The organism is Arthrobacter glacialis (genome assembly GCF_002909445.1).
Lineage (GTDB): Bacteria > Actinomycetota > Actinomycetes > Actinomycetales > Micrococcaceae > Specibacter > Specibacter glacialis.
The window spans coordinates 17,120-36,729 of the sequence record NZ_PPXC01000005.1 but is presented as its reverse complement, the minus strand read 5'-3'; the positions used below and the strand labels follow the sequence as shown (position 1 = coordinate 36,729).

General features: G+C 57.0%; 19 protein-coding genes and 2 tRNA genes. 14 read left to right on the top strand and 7 right to left on the bottom strand.

All coding sequences use genetic code 11. The annotated features are described in order from the left end of the window. Positions 1-6: 6 nt before the first annotated feature. The 5 genes from CVS27_RS07540 to rpmH are packed head-to-tail and all read right to left on the bottom strand — an operon-like array spanning position 7 to position 2,534. Positions 7-543 (bottom strand): Jag family protein, encoded by a 537-nt coding sequence (locus tag CVS27_RS07540; RefSeq protein ID WP_103465130.1) that lies wholly within the window; start codon positions 541-543, stop codon positions 7-9. Then, positions 543-1,505 (bottom strand): membrane protein insertase YidC, encoded by a 963-nt coding sequence (gene yidC / locus CVS27_RS07535; protein WP_103465129.1) that lies wholly within the window; start codon positions 1,503-1,505, stop codon positions 543-545. The genes CVS27_RS07540 and yidC overlap by 1 nt, the downstream gene beginning before the upstream one ends. 18 nt (positions 1,506-1,523) lie before the next feature. Beyond that, positions 1,524-1,880, bottom strand: coding sequence for a membrane protein insertion efficiency factor YidD (gene yidD / locus CVS27_RS07530; protein ID WP_103465377.1), 357 nt, complete (start codon positions 1,878-1,880; stop codon positions 1,524-1,526). Positions 1,881-1,915: 35 nt separating this feature from the next. After that, the gene (rnpA, locus tag CVS27_RS07525; protein ID WP_103465128.1) at positions 1,916-2,341 is read right to left on the bottom strand and encodes a ribonuclease P protein component; all 426 of its coding nucleotides are present in this window, start codon (positions 2,339-2,341) and stop codon (positions 1,916-1,918) included. Positions 2,342-2,396: 55 nt separating this feature from the next. Beyond that, on the bottom strand, positions 2,397-2,534 hold the full coding sequence (gene rpmH, locus CVS27_RS07520) for a 50S ribosomal protein L34 (protein ID WP_044569795.1): 138 nt from the start codon (positions 2,532-2,534) through the stop codon (positions 2,397-2,399). A 565-nt stretch (positions 2,535-3,099) separates the two neighbouring features. On the opposite strand from rpmH, the gene dnaA reads away from it, so the two are divergent. The 12 genes from dnaA (at position 3,100) to CVS27_RS07465 (ending at position 15,985) form a co-directional block, all read left to right on the top strand. Next, positions 3,100-4,536, top strand: a complete 1,437-nt coding sequence (gene dnaA / locus CVS27_RS07515; RefSeq protein ID WP_103465127.1) for a chromosomal replication initiator protein DnaA — start codon at positions 3,100-3,102, stop codon at positions 4,534-4,536. 461 nt (positions 4,537-4,997) lie between these two features. Beyond that, positions 4,998-6,122 carry a DNA polymerase III subunit beta gene (dnaN, locus tag CVS27_RS07510; protein ID WP_103465126.1) on the top strand — a complete coding sequence of 375 codons (1,125 nt, stop codon included), beginning with the start codon at positions 4,998-5,000 and terminating at the stop codon, positions 6,120-6,122. Between the two features lie 53 nt (positions 6,123-6,175). Next, complete coding sequence (gene gnd, locus CVS27_RS07505) at positions 6,176-7,063, top strand: phosphogluconate dehydrogenase (NAD(+)-dependent, decarboxylating) (RefSeq protein ID WP_103465125.1); 888 nt, start codon at positions 6,176-6,178, stop codon at positions 7,061-7,063. Positions 7,064-7,084: 21 nt separating this feature from the next. Beyond that, positions 7,085-8,305, top strand: coding sequence for a DNA replication/repair protein RecF (recF, locus tag CVS27_RS07500; protein WP_103465124.1), 1,221 nt, complete (start codon positions 7,085-7,087; stop codon positions 8,303-8,305). Beyond that, a complete protein-coding gene (locus CVS27_RS07495; RefSeq protein ID WP_103465123.1) occupies positions 8,298-8,888 on the top strand; it encodes a DciA family protein in 591 nt (196 codons plus the stop codon). The genes recF and CVS27_RS07495 overlap by 8 nt, the downstream gene beginning before the upstream one ends. 335 nt (positions 8,889-9,223) lie before the next feature. After that, positions 9,224-11,311, top strand: coding sequence for a DNA topoisomerase (ATP-hydrolyzing) subunit B (gene gyrB, locus CVS27_RS07490; protein WP_103465122.1), 2,088 nt, complete (start codon positions 9,224-9,226; stop codon positions 11,309-11,311). A gap of 70 nt (positions 11,312-11,381) precedes the next feature. Next, entirely contained in the window at positions 11,382-14,027 is a 2,646-nt protein-coding gene (gene gyrA, locus CVS27_RS07485) for a DNA gyrase subunit A (protein ID WP_103465121.1), read from the top strand. Then, positions 14,024-14,572, top strand: a complete 549-nt coding sequence (locus CVS27_RS07480) for a DUF3566 domain-containing protein (protein WP_103465120.1) — start codon at positions 14,024-14,026, stop codon at positions 14,570-14,572. Before gyrA ends, CVS27_RS07480 begins: the two co-directional genes overlap by 4 nt. 121 nt (positions 14,573-14,693) lie before the next feature. Continuing rightward, positions 14,694-14,767: transfer RNA gene (locus CVS27_RS07475), tRNA-Ile, on the top strand. A 48-nt stretch (positions 14,768-14,815) separates the two neighbouring features. After that, entirely contained in the window at positions 14,816-14,923 is a 108-nt protein-coding gene (locus CVS27_RS21615) for a DLW-39 family protein (protein ID WP_370739490.1), read from the top strand. A 40-nt stretch (positions 14,924-14,963) separates the two neighbouring features. Then, positions 14,964-15,039, top strand: a tRNA-Ala gene (locus CVS27_RS07470). A 73-nt stretch (positions 15,040-15,112) separates the two neighbouring features. Then, entirely contained in the window at positions 15,113-15,985 is an 873-nt protein-coding gene (locus CVS27_RS07465) for a DMT family transporter (protein WP_103465119.1), read from the top strand. A gap of 91 nt (positions 15,986-16,076) precedes the next feature. Here CVS27_RS07465 and CVS27_RS07460 read toward each other — a convergent pair whose 3' ends face one another. Next, a complete protein-coding gene (locus CVS27_RS07460) occupies positions 16,077-17,123 on the bottom strand; it encodes a hypothetical protein (RefSeq protein ID WP_103465118.1) in 1,047 nt (348 codons plus the stop codon). A gap of 139 nt (positions 17,124-17,262) precedes the next feature. On the opposite strand from CVS27_RS07460, the gene CVS27_RS07455 reads away from it, so the two are divergent. Both CVS27_RS07455 and CVS27_RS07450 read left to right on the top strand, forming a co-directional pair. Then, a complete protein-coding gene (locus tag CVS27_RS07455; protein WP_103465376.1) occupies positions 17,263-17,805 on the top strand; it encodes a peptidylprolyl isomerase in 543 nt (180 codons plus the stop codon). Positions 17,806-18,144: 339 nt separating this feature from the next. Further along, the gene (locus CVS27_RS07450; RefSeq protein WP_306418483.1) at positions 18,145-18,756 is read left to right on the top strand and encodes a rhomboid family intramembrane serine protease; all 612 of its coding nucleotides are present in this window, start codon (positions 18,145-18,147) and stop codon (positions 18,754-18,756) included. A 94-nt stretch (positions 18,757-18,850) separates the two neighbouring features. Here CVS27_RS07450 and CVS27_RS07445 read toward each other — a convergent pair whose 3' ends face one another. Next, on the bottom strand, positions 18,851-19,399 hold the full coding sequence (locus tag CVS27_RS07445) for a flavin reductase family protein (RefSeq protein ID WP_103465116.1): 549 nt from the start codon (positions 19,397-19,399) through the stop codon (positions 18,851-18,853). Positions 19,400-19,610: the final 211 nt, after the last annotated feature.

The following is a 19,610-nucleotide window of genomic DNA, read 5'->3' as shown; positions in this document are numbered from 1 at the left end:
CACGCCCTATTCGGCGGCTGACACCACAATGTGGCGCTTAGCGCCTTCGCCCTCTGATTCGGATTCCAAACCCAATTCAGCAATGGCGTCGTGCACAATCTTGCGCTCGTAAGCACCCATCGGTTCCAGCGGAACGGAGGCGCTGCCAGCCTTGATCTGCTCTGCGGCATCGCCAGCAATCTTGGCCAATTCCACGTTCCGGCGGTCACGGTAGCCGGAAATATCCAGAACCAGGCGTGAGCGGTTTTCCGTAGCGGAGAGAACGCTCAAACGCGTCAATTCCTGCAGAGCGTCCAAAACTTCGCCACCTTCACCAACGAGGTTGGCCAGTGAATCGGTCTCTTCATCCGTAAGGATGGAAATGTAAGTGCGTCCGTTGCGGACCTCGATGTCAATATCACCATCGATATCGGCAATGTCCAGAAGTTCCTCGAGGTAGTCGGCGGCGATGTCGCCTTCTTCTTCCAGGCGGCTTGCGCCGGTGCCCTCGGGGGCTGTTGCCTCTTCAACTTCTTCAGTGGCAAGTTGCGTTTCGTCAGGCATTATTTCTTCTTCCTGTTCTTACGTTGTGGCTGGCTGCGCTGGCCCTTGGGCTCAGGAATCTCTTCAACGACCTCTTCGACCTTCTTCTTCGAAGCACCCAACAGCGGCAAGCCCTTGGCTTCGCGGCGCTTCTGGTACTCCTTGTAAGCAGGTGACCCGGGCGTAGGCATGCGGCGAATTACGAAGAACTGCTGACCCATGGTCCAAATGTTGGTGGTGGTCCAGTAGATCAAAACACCAATGGGGAAGTTCACGCCACCAATACCGAAGACCAGCGGAAGCACGTACAGCATCATCTTCTGCTGCTTCATGAAGGGGCCCTGCATGGCTTCTTCAGACATGTTCTTAGACATGATCTGCTTCTGCGTGATGAACTGCGAGGCAATCATGGCCAGAATCATGATGATGGAGAGCCAAACTACGGCGACGTTCAGGTCGCCACCCTGGAGCTGCGGCAGGAAGGCCGCGGACAGCGGGGCTCCAAAAATGGTCGCCTGGTCAAACTGAGCCACCTGGTCGTGGGTCATGGCGCCGATGCCATCGCTATCGGCGTTGGCCTTGGCTACACCTGAAAGCACTTGGAACAGGGAGAAGAAGAACGGCATCTGAATCAACATGGGCAAGCACGCGGAGAACGGGTTGGTGCCGTGTTCCTTGTACAAGGCCATCTGTTCCTGGCCCATAGCCTGACGGGACAGCTGGTCCGTCTTGCCCTTGTACTTGGCCTGAAGCTTCTTCATATCCGGCTGCAGCGCCTGCATGCCACGCTGGGCCTTGATCTGCTTGACAAAAACAGGAATCAACGCGGCACGGATGACCAGCACCAGACCGATGATGGACAGCGTCCACGTAACACCGGAGGCAGCATCCATCCCAAGGAAGGTCAAGCCATCATGGAACTGCACCATGATCCATGACACAAGCCATTTGAAGGGGAACAGAATTGTATCGAAGAAGCCCATTTTTCTTTTCTAATCTCCTCAAGCCGCGTTGCGGCTTTGTGTTTCCTGTTGCTTGGCCAGAAAAACATGCGGGTGGTTCAGCTGGACAATCATGGGCACCATGGAAGGGTCATCCCAATCAACAGTGGCCGGTGATGGAACCGGATCAAGCCCGCCAGAGTTCCAAGGGTGGCACCGCACAATTCTGCGCGCAGCAAACCAACCGCCCTTGACTGCGCCGTGAACGGTCACAGCCTCCAAAGCATAAGCCGAACATGACGGAAAAAACCGGCACACCTGCCCATAAGTGGGTGAGACGACGCGCCGGTACAGTTTCAAAACGATTATAAGAATATTGCGGGGAAGATGCCAGAAGAAACGTACGACGGCGGCCATGGGCCTACGCGCGCGATACTCGGTTGGTGACGGGGTCACAACACATCTTCTCCTTTAGACACGTCAGCCTTGTCTACTGCAGGTGTTGGTGCCAACAGGGCAGAATCTCCCATTCTCTCCCGCAGGCGGGGGAAAACAGTGGAAACGGCCTTGCGGTAGTCCTTAGCAAGGTCACTGAAGGAGGCATCGGCGGATACGGGCAGAGCCCGCACCACGACATTGACTCCCTGGGGATGCTGCTTAATTGTCTCGACAACAATTTCCCTCAGTCTCCGTTTAACGAGATTGCGGGTCACAGCGTTCCCAACAGTCTTCGCAACGATGAACCCAACTTGGCTGGGCGCATCCGAAGAAGTGGACACCATATATAACACTAAGTTCCGGCGTCCATTGCGGACGCCGGAACGTACAGTATGTGAGAAGTTGGCGGAAGTCCGCATTCTATTCTTGGTGGCTAGCACCCTGCGATCAACCGCAACTTCACTAAGGCCCGACGAATCGTCAAGCAGTTATTGTTTAGGCCGACAGCTCTACGCGACCCTTGGTGCGGCGTGCTGCCAAAATGGCGCGGCCGGCGCGGGTGCGCATGCGAAGGCGGAAGCCGTGCTTCTTGGCACGACGGCGGTTGTTCGGCTGAAAAGTCCGCTTGCTCACGGTAGTTACTCCAAGACAATCAAAGATGCGCCTTGCCCGTAGCTAACAGTAAGAAAGGGGTCGACGCTAAGTATATGGATGCCTGCTCATTTGCCTCTCATTTACAAGAGGCACACGCAAGAGCGCAAAGCAGACACATGGGACTTCACAACATTAGGTCATTTGCGCCCCGGCAGTCAAACCAGGGTTTGCCAAATTCCGGCTTCCGAGGGCACCGGGCCCAGCCAAATCCGTCTGTAGGCCACTTTAACGCATTCCCATAGTCTCCATCCACAGCTGTGCATAACCCCGTGGACAACGTCTGTGGATGAAGTAGTTCAAGGCACCCACCTGTGACATTTATCCACAAGCACTTTCTCCCGCTATCTTCTGACGTATGCATCCCTTAGGCTGGGCCAGTAGAAAGTTATCCACGGATGTGCATAACTCTGTGGATTACCGCGATTTAACGGCTACTTACGCATCCTGGCTAGAGCTTTGAAGTGTGTAATGGAAGTCACGTGCAGTACGCGCGCAATCAATAAATATTCCGGTTCAACAACCGGTAGTAAGGGTGGAATTGCCAATGAGCACTGAGGACATCAATGACGTTGGTAGTTCCTGGCGGCGTGTCATACGAATTCTTGAACAAGACGAACGCGTTTCGCCGCGCCAGCGTGGTTTTGTGGTCCTTACCCAGCCCCAGGGTTTGATTGGCAACACCCTGTTGGTGGCTGTTCCCAATGAACTAACCCGGGAAGTCCTGCAGACTCAGCTCAGTACCGCTCTCAGCGACGCGCTGTCTCAAGTGTTTTCAGAAGAAATCAGTTGTGCCTTCAGCGTCAACGCCGATCTGGTGCCTCCTGTTAAGGAAGAGGAGCCCGTTGCAGCACCAGTTGCGGTGCGCACCGAACGCCCCACACACACCGAACGAACCGAACAGGTCTCCAAACCTGCACCAACGTTGCCCAGTACTTCGCAGGAATTTGGCCGGCTCAACCCGAAGTATGTGTTTGATTCCTTTGTCATTGGTTCCTCAAACCGTTTTGCCCACGCAGCGGCTGTGGCAGTTGCGGAGGCTCCGGCCAAGGCCTACAACCCTTTGTTCATCTACGGTGATTCTGGTTTGGGCAAAACCCACCTGCTGCACGCGATTGGCCACTATGCGCGCCGACTTTACACAGGCATTCGCGTCCGCTATGTCAACTCTGAAGAGTTCACCAATGACTTCATCAACTCGATCCGCGATGACGAAGGTGCCAGTTTCAAGCAGCTTTACCGCAATGTGGACATCCTGCTGATCGATGACATTCAGTTCCTGGCCAACAAGGACGCCACCCAGGAAGAGTTCTTCCACACCTTTAACGCCCTTCACAACCACAACAAGCAGGTTGTGATCACCTCCGATCTGCCTCCCAAGCGTTTGCAGGGCTTCGAAGAGCGGATGCGTTCACGTTTCGAGTGGGGCCTTTTGACGGATGTTCAGCCTCCGGAACTGGAAACACGCATTGCCATCTTGCGCAAGAAGGCCATCGGCGAAGGTCTTTCAGCCCCCGACGATGCCCTGGAGTACATCGCCTCGAAGATCTCCACAAACATTCGCGAGCTTGAGGGTGCCCTCATCCGCGTCACTGCCTTTGCCAGCCTGAACCGCCAACCGGTGGATGTTGGCTTGGCTGAACTGGTTCTCAAGGACCTGATTACTGACGACGGCGCCCAGGAAGTCACATCTGCGGCGATCCTGGGGCAGACGGCCGCCTACTTCAACATCTCCCTGGAAGAACTCTGCAGCAAGTCCCGGACTCGGTCCTTGGTGACAGCCCGCCAGATCGCCATGTACCTCTGCCGGGAACTGACTGACATGTCACTTCCCAAAATTGGTCAGGAATTCGGTGGGCGCGACCACACAACAGTGATTCATGCAGACAGGAAGATCCGGGAATTGATGGCCGAACGGCGCGCCATCTACAACCAGGTCACCGAACTGACGAACAAGATCAAGCAGCAACAGCGCGAAGGCTAATCCGCGTAGCGGAGAAAAAATCTTAAAATTAACAGTTGTGGATAACCCTGTGGATGGTTAAGTGCACAACCGCCCTCTTCCTGCGGATAACCCCTAGTGCAGCTGTGGATCGTCAAATCCGGCCAGAAAGTTCTCCACCGCCGCCCACAGCCCAAAGCGGTGGGACCTCACAGGCTGTGCACAGGCAACTTCGGCTAGACCGCGTGGACAGGGGCAGTTATCCACAGTATCCACAGGACTTATTAACACTTCTAACTACAAGATTCATTCGTTTCAAACAACATTTACCTTTGCGCCGCCCAGCACCCTCGTTGAAGGAAAGTCCAATGCCCACGAGGGCCCATCAAGGGGCTAAGCTGTTGGAAAGTATGTAATTCCGATGGTTACACCAGACCCTTCCCAGGTCTGGTCAATTAGCGGTTCACCAAAATTTTTCGCACCATGAAAGGCGGCACCCTTCCGTGAAGTTCCGAGTCGAACGGGATGTTCTGACTGAAGCAGTCAGCTGGGCCGCACGATCCTTGTCACCACGCCCACCAGTTCCCGTACTGTCAGGGCTTTTGTTAAAAGCTGAAGCCGGAACTTTGAGCCTGGCTAGCTTTGACTACGAAATTTCGGCACGCTTGCAGATCCCTGCGGACATTTCTGAGGAAGGAACCATCCTGGTTTCCGGCCGTTTGTTGGCTGACATTTGCCGCAGCCTGCCGGCTGCACCGGTTGACGTTGAAACTGACGGCAACAAAGTCACCTTGACCTGCCGCAGCAGCCGTTTCCATTTGGCCACCATGCCAGTGGGAGACTACCCAGAATTGCCTGCCTTGCCTGAAGTCAGTGGAACCGTTGACGGCGAAGCATTCGCTCAGGCCGTTTCGCAGGTCATCATTGCCTCGAGCAAGGACGACACCTTGCCCATTCTCACTGGCGTGAAAATGGAAATTGAAGGCGACCTGATTACCTTGCTGGCAACGGACCGGTACCGTTTGGCACTCCGTGAAATTCGCTGGAACCCCAGCTCACCGAACATTTCAACGGGGGCTTTGGTCAAGGCTAAAACTCTGAGCGAAGTAGCCAAGACGTTGGGAAGCTCCGGAAATATCAACATCGCCCTTTCCCAGAACAGCGAGTTGATCGGTTTCGAAAGTGGCGGTCGCCGCACCACGTCATTGCTGGTTGACGGTGACTACCCCAAGATCCGTTCTTTGTTCCCCAGCGATACTCCCATCCACGCAACGGTGGAAACCCACGCATTGGCTGAAGCAGTTCGCCGTGTATCCCTGGTTGCCGAACGGAACACCCCTGTCCGTTTGATCTTTACAGACGGTCAGCTGACACTCGACGCCGGAACTGGCGAGGATGCCCAGGCCTCGGAAAACCTTGAAGCAACGTTGGTGGGCGAGGACATCACAGTGGCTTTCAACCCGCACTACCTCAGCGAAGGTCTGAGTGCTTTTGACAGCAAGTACGTCAGGTTCTCCTTCACCTCGGCCCCCAAGCCGGCCATGCTCAGTGCGCAGGATGACATTGACGGTGAACGACGTGATGAATACCGCTACCTGGTTATGCCGGTGAGGTTGCCCAACCAGTAAGCCTCAGCAACGCTGCCGCACCAAGATCAGCCAAACACGGAAGAGAGACGAACGTGCATATTGGACTTGTTGGACTAGGAAAAATGGGCTTCAATATGAGGGCTCGCCTGCGTGCAGCGCAGATTGAGGTGACAGGTTTTGACAGGAACCCAGCAGTCACCGATGTAGCCTCAATGGCTGAATTGGTGGCTGCTGTTCCTGCTCCCAGGCTCATTTGGGTCATGGTCCCTTCAGGGGATATCACTTCCTCGGTCATCACCGAACTGTCGGTGTTGATGGACGCTGGTGATTTGCTGGTGGATGGCGGAAACTCACGATTCACTGAGGACCAAAAGCACGGTGCCATGCTCGCTGAAAAGAACATCGGGTTCATCGATGTTGGCGTGTCTGGTGGGGTCTGGGGTCTGGAAAATGGTTACGGACTGATGGCAGGCGGATCCAAGGAGAACGTTGCATGGGCACTTCCCGTTTTGGATGTGCTCCGCCCCGAAGGTGAACGGGCCGACAGCTTTGTTCACGTGGGAGACATTGGTGCAGGGCACTACGCCAAGATGGTTCACAACGGCATCGAGTACGGCTTGATGCAGGCCTACGCCGAAGGCTATGAGCTGCTCGCGAAGAAGGAAATCATCGAAGACCTGCCGGGCACTTTCCGTGCATGGCAAAAAGGGACAGTTGTCCGTTCCTGGCTGCTGGACCTCATGGTGAAGGCACTGGATGAGGATCCGGGGCTCGAATCGATCGATGACTACGTTGAAGATTCCGGTGAAGGCAGGTGGACCGTTGAGGAAGCCATTGCCAATGCCGTCCCGGCACCAGCCATCACGGCGGCGCTTTTTGCCAGGTTCTCTTCGCGGGAAGATAACTCGCCGGCCATGAAGATGGTCTCGGCCTTGCGCCACCAATTTGGTGGACACGCCACAAAACCTGCGGGTTCCTAACAGTGGATAATTCTCAGCTCAATGTATCTTGAACATCTTTCCCTCACCGATTTCCGCAGTTACGCCCAGGTGGATCTAACGCTTAGCCCCGGTGTAACTGTGCTTGTTGGTTCCAACGGTTTGGGCAAAACTAATCTGGTGGAAGCGATCGGCTATCTTTCAACCCTTTCTTCCCACAGAGTAAGCCAGGACGGGCCTCTTTTGCGCTTCGGCACTGAACGGGCCCTCATCCGGGCACAGTTGGTTCGCGCCGAGCAAAAGGTCATGGTGGAGGTGGAAATCAACGCATCACGGGCCAACCGTGCACGCATCAATCGGGCCAACCCGATCAGGTCCCGCGATATTTTGGGTATCTGCCGGACCGTCCTGTTTGCGCCGGAGGATTTGGCCTTGGTAAAGGGTGATCCCGGGAACCGGCGCCGGTTTTTGGATGACCTGTTGGTTGTTTTGATGCCTAGGCATGCTGCCACGCGCAGCGACTATGACAGGGTACTCAAACAGCGCAATGCACTGTTGAAGTCCGCAAGGGCAGCCCATTTTTCCCGATCGGGTGTCCCGGAAGTTCAGCTGGCAACCTTGGATGTGTGGGACCAGCACCTGGCCGCCGTTGCCGCAAATTTGTTGGCTGCCAGGCTCGATTTACTCAACCGCCTGCGCCCCCACATGGCCGAGGCTTATGCCCAGCTGACCGATGGTTCCAAACTTTTGCGGGCCAACTACCTCAGCAGTTTGGCTGACACTTCCGCGCACGACGGCGCCTCCCCCGACACTTTCGGTGTCGCCGATGCTCCTGGTGCAGGCGAGGACGTGGATCTTTCGCTTTTCAGTGTGGAAGAACTTGCGTCGATGTATGGTGCCGAGCTGCAGAGGTCCCGTGCCCGTGAACTTGACCGCGGTATGTCATTGGTGGGGCCGCACAGGGATGAGTTGGACCTGCTTCTGGGCCAGGCCCCGGCCCGCGGCTATGCTTCCCATGGGGAATCCTGGTCCATTGCCCTGGCGCTGCGGCTTGCCTCATTCCATGTACTTGATGAAGACAAACATGTGGCCGGAAACCAGCCCATCCTGATTCTTGATGATGTTTTTGCTGAACTCGATGCCCAACGGCGGAAAAAATTGGCAGTGATGGTTGGCTCGGCCGAACAGGTTTTGGTGACAGCTGCCGTGGCAGAAGATATTCCCGAGGAGCTGTCCGGCTCCAAGGTCCAGGTCATTCCAGGTGGAGTGGTTCCCCATGAGTGAGGATCCCAACGGTCCCTCAAGCAGCGACCCCACGGGAATAAGACGCAGCAAACTCGCGGCAGCCACGGACCATGTCACAGAAGTGGATGCGGCCCAGGCAGCCCTGAACCGGATGCGCACCATCGCCAAAAGCCGTGGAGAATTGCGGATCCCCCGAAGCAGATTGGGTGAAAAAGCCACGCCCAAGGCAAAACGGCAGCCGTTTCTCGATGCCAAATATGGCGGCGGCAGGGATCCTTTGGGGCTGGGCAACGTTGTGAGCCGGCTGGTCTCGGACCGTGGGTGGAGTTCCCCGCTGGCCGTGGGCTCGGTCATGGCGCAGTGGGACACGTTGGTGGGACCGGAGATAGCAGCCCACTGCCAGCCGGAGAGTTTTGAAGCAACAACGCTTCACGTCAGATGCGATTCCACCAGCTGGGCCACCCAGTTGCGGTTGCTATCATCGTCACTGTTGGCCAAATTTGACGCCGATCTTGGCCGGGGCGTGGTGACAAAAATTCTTGTGCTGGGACCTGCCGCACCAAGTTGGCGCAAGGGTTTCCGCACTGTGAAGGGCCGTGGTCCCCGGGACACTTACGGGTAGATCCGGCTGCGGCAGCCAAACAGTAACCGAGCTAGCCAGACCGCTGTAGGACGATTCAAACCCCTCACGCCGTACATCCCCTTAAAGATGGAATAACAATTGCGTTCTAAGGCGCTTTTCTGCCCAGCTAGGGCACGTTGAGGGCACATATACACCAGCCTCAAGGTAGAATTGGACCATAACCGTCTCTCTGCGGCGCTGTGGCTCGTTTTTAGTTTCGTTGAGAGCGGTATTTATCTGCCTTCAACGAGGACTCGATGCACGGGCAAGTGAAAGTCGTGCCCTGTCTCAACGTTGGCAATCGAGCTGAACAATAAGAGGGGTCGAACGCGCCTGTGACGACGAACAATTCGGATAGTGCCGTGAATCCAGAGTCGGTAAACACGCAGCCTAGTGAGGTTGCAGTAACCGAAAAGCCAGCGGACACCAGTCACTATGACGCCAGTGACATCACTGTGCTGGAGGGCTTGGAAGCCGTCCGCAAGCGTCCTGGCATGTACATCGGTTCCACTGGCCTGCGCGGTTTGCATCACTTGGTCTACGAAGTGGTGGACAACTCCGTCGATGAGGCTCTTGCCGGCTACTGCGACCACATTGAAATCACCCTGACAGCCAGCGGTGGTGTCAAAGTGGTGGACAACGGCCGTGGCATTCCGGTTGACATTCACCCCACCGAGGGCAAGCCCACGGTTGAAGTTGTCATGACCATCCTGCACGCGGGTGGAAAATTCGGTGGCGGCGGCTATGCAGTTTCTGGTGGTCTGCACGGTGTGGGCATTTCCGTTGTCAACGCCCTGTCACGGCGGGTCGACACCGAAGTTCGGCGCAAGGGATTCGTTTGGCGGATGAGCTTTGCCGACGGCGGCAAGCCCCAGGGCACGCTGGTCAAGGGCGAAGCCACCACCGAAACTGGAACAACGCAGACGTTCTATCCGGACCCGGAGATCTTTGAATCGATTGAGTTTGATTTTGAGACGCTGCGTGCCCGTTTCCAACAGATGGCGTTCCTGAACAAGGGTCTGAAGATCACGCTCACCGACGAGCGTGAAGTGAATGCTGTCCACGATGAAGACCCCGATCTGGATGCCATCCCTGAAGGCAAGGATGTCACCACCGGCAAGCGCGAGGTCATCTACCAATACGTGGACGGGCTGCTTGACTACGTTAAACACCTGAACACATCGAAGAAGTACGAGCCCGTCCACGAGGACGTCATCGCCTTCGAAACTGAGGATTCCTCACGCAGCATGGCTGTGGAAATTGCCATGCAGTGGACCACCTCGTTCTCCGAGAGCGTCCACACCTATGCAAACACCATCAACACCCATGAAGGTGGAACCCACGAGGAGGGCTTCCGCGCAGCTATGACCTCGTTGATCAACAGGTATGCGCGCGAGAAGAACATCATCAAGGAAAAGGATGACAACCTCACCGGTGACGACATCCGTGAAGGCCTCACTGCCGTCATCTCGGTGAAGCTCTCCGAGCCGCAGTTTGAGGGCCAGACCAAGACCAAGTTGGGCAACTCCGAGGTCAAGGGCTTTGTTCAGCGCGTCGTCACCGATGGTTTGGGTGACTGGCTGGAGCGCAACCCCGGCCCGGCCAGGGACGTCATTCGCAAGTCCATCCAGGCCTCCATGGCCCGATTGGCTGCCCGCAAGGCTCGCGAAAACACCCGACGCAAGGGCTTGTTGGAGTCCGGCGGCATGCCGGGCAAGCTCAAGGATTGCCAGTCCAAGGATCCTGCGCTTTCAGAGATTTACATTGTGGAGGGTGACTCAGCTGGTGGTTCGGCGGTGCGAGGTCGCAACCCAACCACGCAGGCCATCTTGCCGTTGCGCGGAAAAATCCTGAACGTGGAGCGTGCCCGCCTCGACCGTGCCTTGGGGAATACCGAAGTTCAGGCCATGATTACAGCCTTCGGCGCCGGCATTGGTGAAGATTTTGATGTCAACAAGGCCCGGTATCACAAGATTGTTTTGATGGCTGATGCTGACGTTGATGGCCAGCACATCACCACCTTGTTGCTGACTCTGCTGTTCCGCTACATGCGTCCGCTGATAGAAAGCGGCTACGTGTACCTGGCCCAGCCGCCGCTGTACCGGATCAAGTGGTCCAATGCGCCTCACGACTACGTCTACAGTGACAAGGAACGTGACGCGGCGTTGGTTGCCGGAGCTGCTGCGGGGCGTCGCATCCCCAAGGACAACGGAATCCAGCGTTACAAGGGCCTCGGTGAAATGGACTACACGGAGCTGTGGGACACCACCATGGACCCGGAACACCGCACCTTGCTGCAGGTCACCATGGACGATGCCGCCGAAGTGGACACGGTTTTCTCCACCCTCATGGGCGAAGACGTTGAATCACGACGTAACTTTATTCAGCAAAACGCCAAGGACGTAAGGTTCCTCGACATCTAGCCAGGGCAAGATATACCCCCCTAGTTATAGAGCGAATCAGACATATATTGCGAATGGAATATAAAGAACTATGAGTGACGAAACACCTCAGAATCCAGACGATATTTCCGTGGATGCCACGGGAAATGACGTCCTTGAAGGCAATGTAATGCACGACAAGATTGAGCAAATTGATCTCCAGGAGGAGATGAAACGCTCCTACCTCGACTACGCCATGGCGGTCATCGTGGGCCGCGCGCTCCCCGACGTCCGTGATGGGCTCAAGCCTGTGCACCGCCGCGTGCTGTACGCCATGTTCGACGGCGGATACCGCCCCGAGCGCTCCTTCAACAAGTGCGCCCGCGTGGTGGGTGAAGTCATGGGTCAGTACCACCCCCATGGCGACAGCTCCATTTACGATGCCTTGGTACGCCTGATCCAAGACTGGACCATGCGCTACCCCTTGGCACTGGGACAGGGCAACTTTGGCTCACCGGGCAATGACGGCGCTGCTGCGCCTCGTTACACCGAAACAAAAATGGCACCCATCGCCATGGAAATGGTCAGGGACATCGACGAGGAAACCGTCGATTTTCAGGACAACTATGACGGCAAGAACCAAGAGCCCACCATTTTGCCCTCAAGGTTCCCGAACCTTCTGGTCAACGGTTCCTCGGGCATTGCCGTGGGTATGGCCACCAATATTCCCCCGCACAACCTCCGCGAAGTTGCCGAGGGCGTCCAATGGTACTTGGCCAACCCCAATGTGGGACGCGAAGAACTCCTGGAGGCACTCATTGAGCGTGTCAAGGGCCCCGACTTCCCCACAGGTGCCCAGATTTTGGGCCGCAAGGGCATCGAAGATGCTTACAGGACTGGCCGTGGTTCCATCACCATGCGTGCTGTAGTTAACGTTGAAGAAATTCAGGGCCGCACCTGCTTGGTAGTTACCGAACTGCCGTTCCAGGCCAACCCTGACAATTTGGCCATCAAGATCGCCGATCTGGTCAAGGACGGCAAGATTTCCGGCATCGCTGACCTCCGTGACGAGACTTCCGGACGCACGGGCCAGCGCCTGGTTGTCGTGCTCAAGCGCGACGCCGTAGCGAAGGTTGTTCTGAACAACCTGTACAAGCACACTCAGCTGCAGGAAAACTTCAGCGCCAACATGTTGGCCATCGTTGACGGTGTCCCCCGCACGCTGCCCTTGGATGCTTTTATTCGCCACTGGGTAACCCACCAGATGGACGTCATTGTCCGCCGCACCAGATTCCGCCTGCGCAAGGCGGAAGAAGAAGCTCACATTCAGCGCGCACTGTTGAAGGCCCTTGACGCCCTTGACGAGGTCATCGCGTTGATTCGACGCTCATCCACCACGGAGGAAGCCCGCGACGGCTTGATCCAGCTGCTGGACATTGACGAGATCCAGGCCAAGGCCATTTTGGACATGCAGCTGCGCCGTTTGGCAGCCTTGGAACACCAAAAGATCACTGATCGCCACAACGTGCTCGAGGGCATGATCACCGAGTTCAACCGAATCCTGGCCGATCCTGAAATTCAGCGGGGTATCGTCAGCGACGAACTAGCTGAAATCACTGCCCGCTTTGGTGATGACCGCCGCACCGAAATTATGATGGGCTACGACCCCAACATGAGCATGGAAGACCTCATCCCTGAAGAGGAAATGGTTGTCACCATTACCCGGGGCGGCTATGTAAAGCGCACCCGAAGCGATAACTACCGTTCCCAGCACCGTGGCGGTAAGGGGGTCAAGGGAGCAGCGCTGAGGGGCGACGACGTCGTCGAGCATTTCTTTGTCACCACCACCCACCACTGGCTGCTGTTCTTCACCAACCTGGGCCGCGTCTACCGGGCCAAGGCCTACGAGCTCGCTGAAGCCGGCCGTGACGCCAAGGGACAGCACGTGGCGAACCTGCTGGCCTTCCAGCCTGACGAGAAAATCGCCCAGGTCATGGAGCTCAAGGACTACCAGCAGTCCCCCTACCTGGTACTGGCCACCAAGAACGGTCTTGTCAAGAAGACTTCCTTGGCGGACTACGACACCAACCGTTCGGCTGGAGTCATTGCCATCAATCTGCGCGACGGTGATGAGCTGGTCTCAGCCCAGCTGGTGTCCGACAGCGACGACCTGCTGCTGGTGTCCCGCAAGGGCCAATCCATCCGGTTCACCGCCAGCAATGAGGCGTTGCGGCCCATGGGCAGGGCAACATCGGGCGTCACGGGCATGAAATTCCGTGACTTTGATGAACTTCTTGCCGCCGATGTTGTCACCGAAGACTCATATGTGTTTATTGTCACGGAGGGTGGCTATGCAAAGCGCACAGCCGTCAGTGAATACCGCTTGCAGGGTCGAGGCGGTTTGGGCATCAAGGTTGCCAAGCTCGCCGACGACCGCGGAGACCTGGTTGGTGCCTTGATTGTTCAAGAGGATGACGAGGTTTTGGTCGTGATGAGCGGCGGCAAGGTGGTGCGCTCCAACGTCTCGGAAGTGCCCGCCAAAGGCCGTGACACCATGGGTGTCATCTTTGCCAAGCCGGACAAGAACGACCGCATCATTGAGGTGGCCCGAAACAGCGAGCGGGGCCTTGATGACGAAGATGAGTCAGTACAAACTGACGTCCCTGAAGAATCCGTTGAGGGTGCTCTCGAAGGTGAGCCTCAGCTTGATGAAGTACCGTTAAGCAACGAAGATGGAACAACTGGAGGTACCGATTGAGCGCCAATAACCCGATTCCGCGGCCTGGTTCCGCCCCGAGGGTAGGTGCTCCGGCGCGCCCTCCGCAGCGGCCTGGCGTTGCTCCGGCAACCACCACGAGTGCTGCGGCGAAGCGCCCAGCACCTAAGCCAGCGCCCAAAACAGCGCCGGCGCTGGTCAAGCCCGCACCCAAGGCAAAAGCCCGCCGAGCACGCCTTTTGGTGAGCAAAGTTGAGCCGTGGTCCGTGCTGAAGATGGCGTTCCTGCTGTCGGTTGCACTGGGCATCGTCACCGTTGTGGCTTCCATTGTGCTGTGGACGGTGCTGGACACCATTGGGTTGTTTGACACTGTCAACTCCTTCATCAATGACATTCAGGGCAAGGAGGGCGGCACACCCATTGACCTGTTGACGATTGTGTCGCTGGGCCAGGTTGCGTCGTTCTCAACGATCGTTGCCGTGGTGAATGTCTTGCTGCTGACAACCCTTTCGGTGCTTTCAGCGTTCCTGTACAACATCTCGGCCACCTTGGTCGGCGGCATCGGCGTTACCCTGACCGATGACTAACAGGTAGAAATATCGCCAAAATCCCTTGAATCGGCGGGTCCGAGCAGGCCTAGGACCCGCCGATTTGGGATTTTGGGAAAGTGTGCGGTAAAGTTTTGTCTCGGCCCGAACAGGGCCGGAAGGGCGCATAGCTCAGGCGGTTAGAGCGCTTCGCTGATAACGAAGAGGTCCCAGGTTCAAGTCCTGGTGCGCCCACGGAACCTAAAGGTTCTTAGGCAAGGATGGTTTGTAGTGAAGAAGTTGATGATCTTGGTCGCAGCTCTCAGTGCAGCGGTTTTCTTGAATAAGAAGCGGCGGGAATCCAAAGTTGCGAAGGCAACCTGGAGCAAGGCAACTGATTCAGTCAATTGAATCTTTTGAACTTGTTACAGATATACTGAACAAGCCTCATGGGGGCATGGCGCAATTGGTAGCGCACCTGCTTTGCAAGCAGGGGGTTCGGGGTTCGAGTCCCCGTGCCTCCACCATGGGAAACAACCCCGGTCTTTGGACCGGGGTTGTTTTGTCTTAAGCCTGTAGGTCACCCCCTACGCTTGAGGGGTGATATTTTTCCTGGCCATCGTAGGGATCCTGGGCGTTTCGGCCTCCGGTCCCATCATGGCAGCCACTGCAGCCCCCGCACTGACCATTGCCTTGTGGCGCAACGTGTTGGGTGCACTAGCCCTAGGCACCCCGGCTCTCATTAAGAATCCTGGGTTTTTAAAGGCGTTGACCCGCCAGGAACTGAAATACACAGCCATTGCTGCAACTGCCTTGGCACTGCACTTCGCCTGTTTCATCACCTCCGTAAAAATGACCAGTGTGGCGGTCGCTACGGCCTTGGTGTGCCTTCAGGCGGCGTGGATAGCCCTCTTCCAGTGGATCAGGGGCTCAAAGCCGCCTCGTCCCATTCTGCTGGGATTGGGCGCCGCCATGCTTGGCGTAGTGGTCATCACAGGCTTTGACATGGGAGTGTCCCGCGAAGCCTTGGTAGGAGACGTTCTGGCGCTTGCAGGAGGCGCCCTGGCAGCGGTTTACACCTTGGCGGGGGCCAAGGCCCGCAAAAGCCTTTCCACGGGCGTTTATTCAAGCCTCTGCTATGGCCTGTGCTCGGTGATTTTGCTGCTGATGTGTTTTGCTTTTGGCCAGCCACTGGTGGACATCCCCGCCGAGGCCTGGTGGGGGATCGTGGGCGTGACTGTGGCGGCCCAACTTTTTGGCCACACCATCTTCAACTACCTGCTGGCCACCATTTCGCCGCTGGTGGTGTCCATGATGATTCTGGTGGAGATTCCAGGAGCCGCTATTTTGGCTGCCATTTTCCTTGCCGAAGCCCTGCCGCCGGGAACCTACCTAGGACTTGGCCTAATTTTGGCAGGCCTGGCAGTGGTCATTCTGCGCCAGGGACGCAGCGGACTCAAACAGGAAAGATGATCTGCACCCTCAGATGACCCGTTAAACAACGGCAGGTGCCCGGTCAAGGATCCGGGCACCTGCCGTTTCATGCTCTGTTGCGCGCTGGAAGCTAGCTCTTGGGCCCTGTGGGCTTGGGCTTGGGAGTTCCATCGCCCACCGCGTCGGTGACAGCGTGTTTTGCCGTAGACGCGGCCCCTGCCGCAGCTTCCTTGGCCTTGGTAACGGCCTCGGCGGCACTCTCCTTGGCTTTCTCAATTGAGTCAGACTCAACTGCGTCAGAGGAGTCCTTGACGATCTCTGCCGCCTGCTCCTTCACGGTCCCGGCGGCGTTCTTGGCGCCTTCGCTGATTTTCTCAACAACGTCTTCAACAGCGTTTTCGACGTCCTTCTCAGCGTCGCGGTTAGCAGGAACCGGCGCCGGCACTGAAGGGGGAACCGCAGCTGGCGCAACGGGGGCGGGCGTCTTCCACGGATCAGCCACTGGCTTTGAAGCCTTCCATGCAGCTACACCCGCGGCACTGGCGGCAGCAACAATGCCCACAATGATCCAGCCCTTGTGGCTCTTCTTCGTTCCCTTGCTGGCTTTGTGCAACTCGGCAGCCAGTTTCTTGCTCGCCTGCGACGCGGCCTTTTCAGCCTTCGCCAGAGCCTTCTTGTTGCCTGTGAGTTTCGCCGCAGCAATCTCTACCTGGTGGGTCATCGCTGAACTGTCCAACGCCGAACCAACAGCGTGGGCTGCTACACCCAACTTGCTCGAAACCCTGGGGATGAAGTCATCCACCACTTTGTCCTTGGCCGAGGTGATGGCCGGAGCTGTCTTGTCCAACACCTCTTGAATATGCGGGGTAGCCCCGTCGACGGCGTCGGAAATGCGTGGCGCAAGCTTCTCGAGGCCTTCCTGGAGCTTCGGCGTGACGGCAGCAACGCCGTCGGCCGTGTACTGGGCAGCCTTGCGAAGACCGTCCTGAACCATGGGGGAAGCCTGTTCAATGCCCCTCTCAATGCGCGGAACAGCCCAGTTCAAGGCAGCCTCCACCCGCGGAGCTGTCCAGTCCTTGGCGTTTTCAACATGCGGAGAAGCCCACTCGATGGCATTGTCAACACCAGTAGTGAGTGAATCTTCCAGGCCTTGGGTAAAGCGGTCAACCTTCTTCACGTTTCCTCCAGATATTCAGCTGTTTCAAGGCTTAGCCTACGTCTCCTGCTGCCTGCTTGCTATCCCTGGACAGTTCGCCTGACGCGGAATGCGCCCGGTAAGCGTGAAAATCTTCAGCATGGCATGGCAGAATATCGCCATGACTGCTATCCCAACCGCAAAAGCAACTATCAGCACAAGCCTTGGCGATATCGAGGTGAACCTCTTTGGTAACCACGCGCCCAAGACAGTGGCCAACTTTGTTGGTCTGGCGACCGGAACCGTTGAGTGGACCCACCCGGGTACGGGTGAGAAGACCAACGCGCCGCTCTACAACGGCACCATCTTCCACCGCATCATCAAGGACTTCATGATCCAGGGTGGAGACCCCTTGGGTCGCGGAATTGGCGGCCCCGGCTTCCAGTTCGACGACGAGATCAACCCCGATCTGAACTTCAACGATCCCTACAAGTTCGCCATGGCAAATGCCGGCATCCAGGGCGGCCGCGGCACCAACGGTTCACAGTTCTTCATCACCACTGTCAATACCAGCTGGCTTCAGGGCAAGCACACCATCTTCGGTGACGTCACAGATGAGGCCTCACGGGCAATTGTTGACGCCATTGAAGGCGTGGCAACAGGCGCAGGCGACAAGCCGCGTGAAGATGTTGTCATCAACTCCATCACGGTTGAACAGCTCTAACAAGCTCGTAATCTCCATGGCTTTGGCCGCCGGATTCCTTGTGGGATCCGGCGGCTGAGGCCTTCCTTGTTTTTCGTTAGGACCCAATCCATGAGTTCTGCTTTCCCACCTCCGGGCGCCCCCTCAGAGGCTCCCGTATGCCCTCGCCACCCAGAACGGGTCTCCTATGTGAGCTGCCAGCGTTGCGGGCGGCCAACATGCCCGGAGTGCCAGCGCAGCGCGGCTGTGGGAATTCAGTGTGTGGATTGCGTGCGGGAATCCGCGAAGTCGACCCCATCCCGACGGACCATTTTCGGTGGTGTAGTGCGCACCGGGCGGCCGGTGGCCACCATTACCCTGATGGCAATTTGTGTTGTTGCCTTCGCGCTGGACTGGGCTATTCCCAATGGCTTTGTGTTCCAGAATTTTGCCTATGCACCATTTTTGACCGAGTCCGAACCGTGGCGCATGGTGACCAGCGCCTTCCTGCATTCGAGCAACATCATGCACATCGCCTTCAATATGTACGCGCTTTGGATTCTGGGCAACGCCTTGGAACCGGCCTTTGGCCGGGCCCGCTATGTGGCCTTGTACCTTGTCAGTGCCTTTGCGGGTTCGGTCGGCGTGCTGCTGATCTCGCCGCTGGACACAGTGGTTGTTGGCGCCTCGGGAGCCGTATTTGGTCTGTTTGGTGCACTGTTTGTGGTGCAGAAGAAACGTGGCGGCGATCTTCGGCAAATCGTTGTATTGCTGCTCATCAACGCGGCCATTGGATTCATCATTCCAGGCATCGCTTGGCAGGCCCACCTTGGCGGGTTGATTGCAGGTGCGCTCTGCGCCGCCGCCATAGCCTACGCGCCGGCCAAGAACCGCAACCTCATCCAGTGGGGCGGCATCGCTGCCGTCCTTGTTCTGCTGATCGGGCTGACCTTCTACAAGGTTTCCACGTTCCCCAACTTCATAGTGGGCTAGTGAATTCTGCTGATCGACTTGGGTCGGGGGCGGGCATGGACATCCATGCCCGCCCCCGACCTTTTTAGCACCCCTTGGAGCGCCCGCCCGCGAATTACTTCAGCCGGCGGTAGTCTCCGCCGTAGTGCAGCAGGGGCGACAATTCTTTGCTCCAGGGTGCGTCTTCGCCCATGGAAAGCACATGTCCCACCACCAACACGTGGGTGGCCGCTTCATGGACTGCAGTGGTTTCCACCTCAAAGTAGGCCAGCGCGCCCGCGATCACGGCGTTGCCTGTCATCGGCCCGCGCCTAAAATCAATCTGCTGGAGCAGCCCCTCAACGGGTGTTCCAGGGCTGGCCAACCAGTTTGCGTGGCCCTTCTGCTCAGCCGTCAGTAGAGACAAGGCCCAGGATCCCGACTCCAACACTGCCAATGCGATCCGAGATTCCGCGTACAGGCTCACCAGCAATGTCGGAGGGTCGTAGGAGACTGACAGAAAAGAACTGACGGTTGCAGCAAGATCGCGGTTGCGCACGGAGGTGCTGATGATGGCAACGCCACCGGCCTGTTCTGCAGTGAGCCGGCGGTACTCGTCTATCTGATCTTGTTCAGGGTGCTGTGGGAAAACTCTGTGGATATCAAGGGGATCGGATATTTCCATGGCTCCATGGTTGCACGTATCCACAGTTGTCCACAGCACTATCCACAGTTGGGCATAACTTACAGAGCTGTAGTTCGAGTACTTTAAAACTACTCGAACTACTAGTTATCCCCATAGTTTTGCACATTGGGCATAAGTTACACACATGTAATTCCACAGCTGTGGATTACTTTCCTGACGCAGTTTTTCGTACTTTCGGACCAAACCGCCA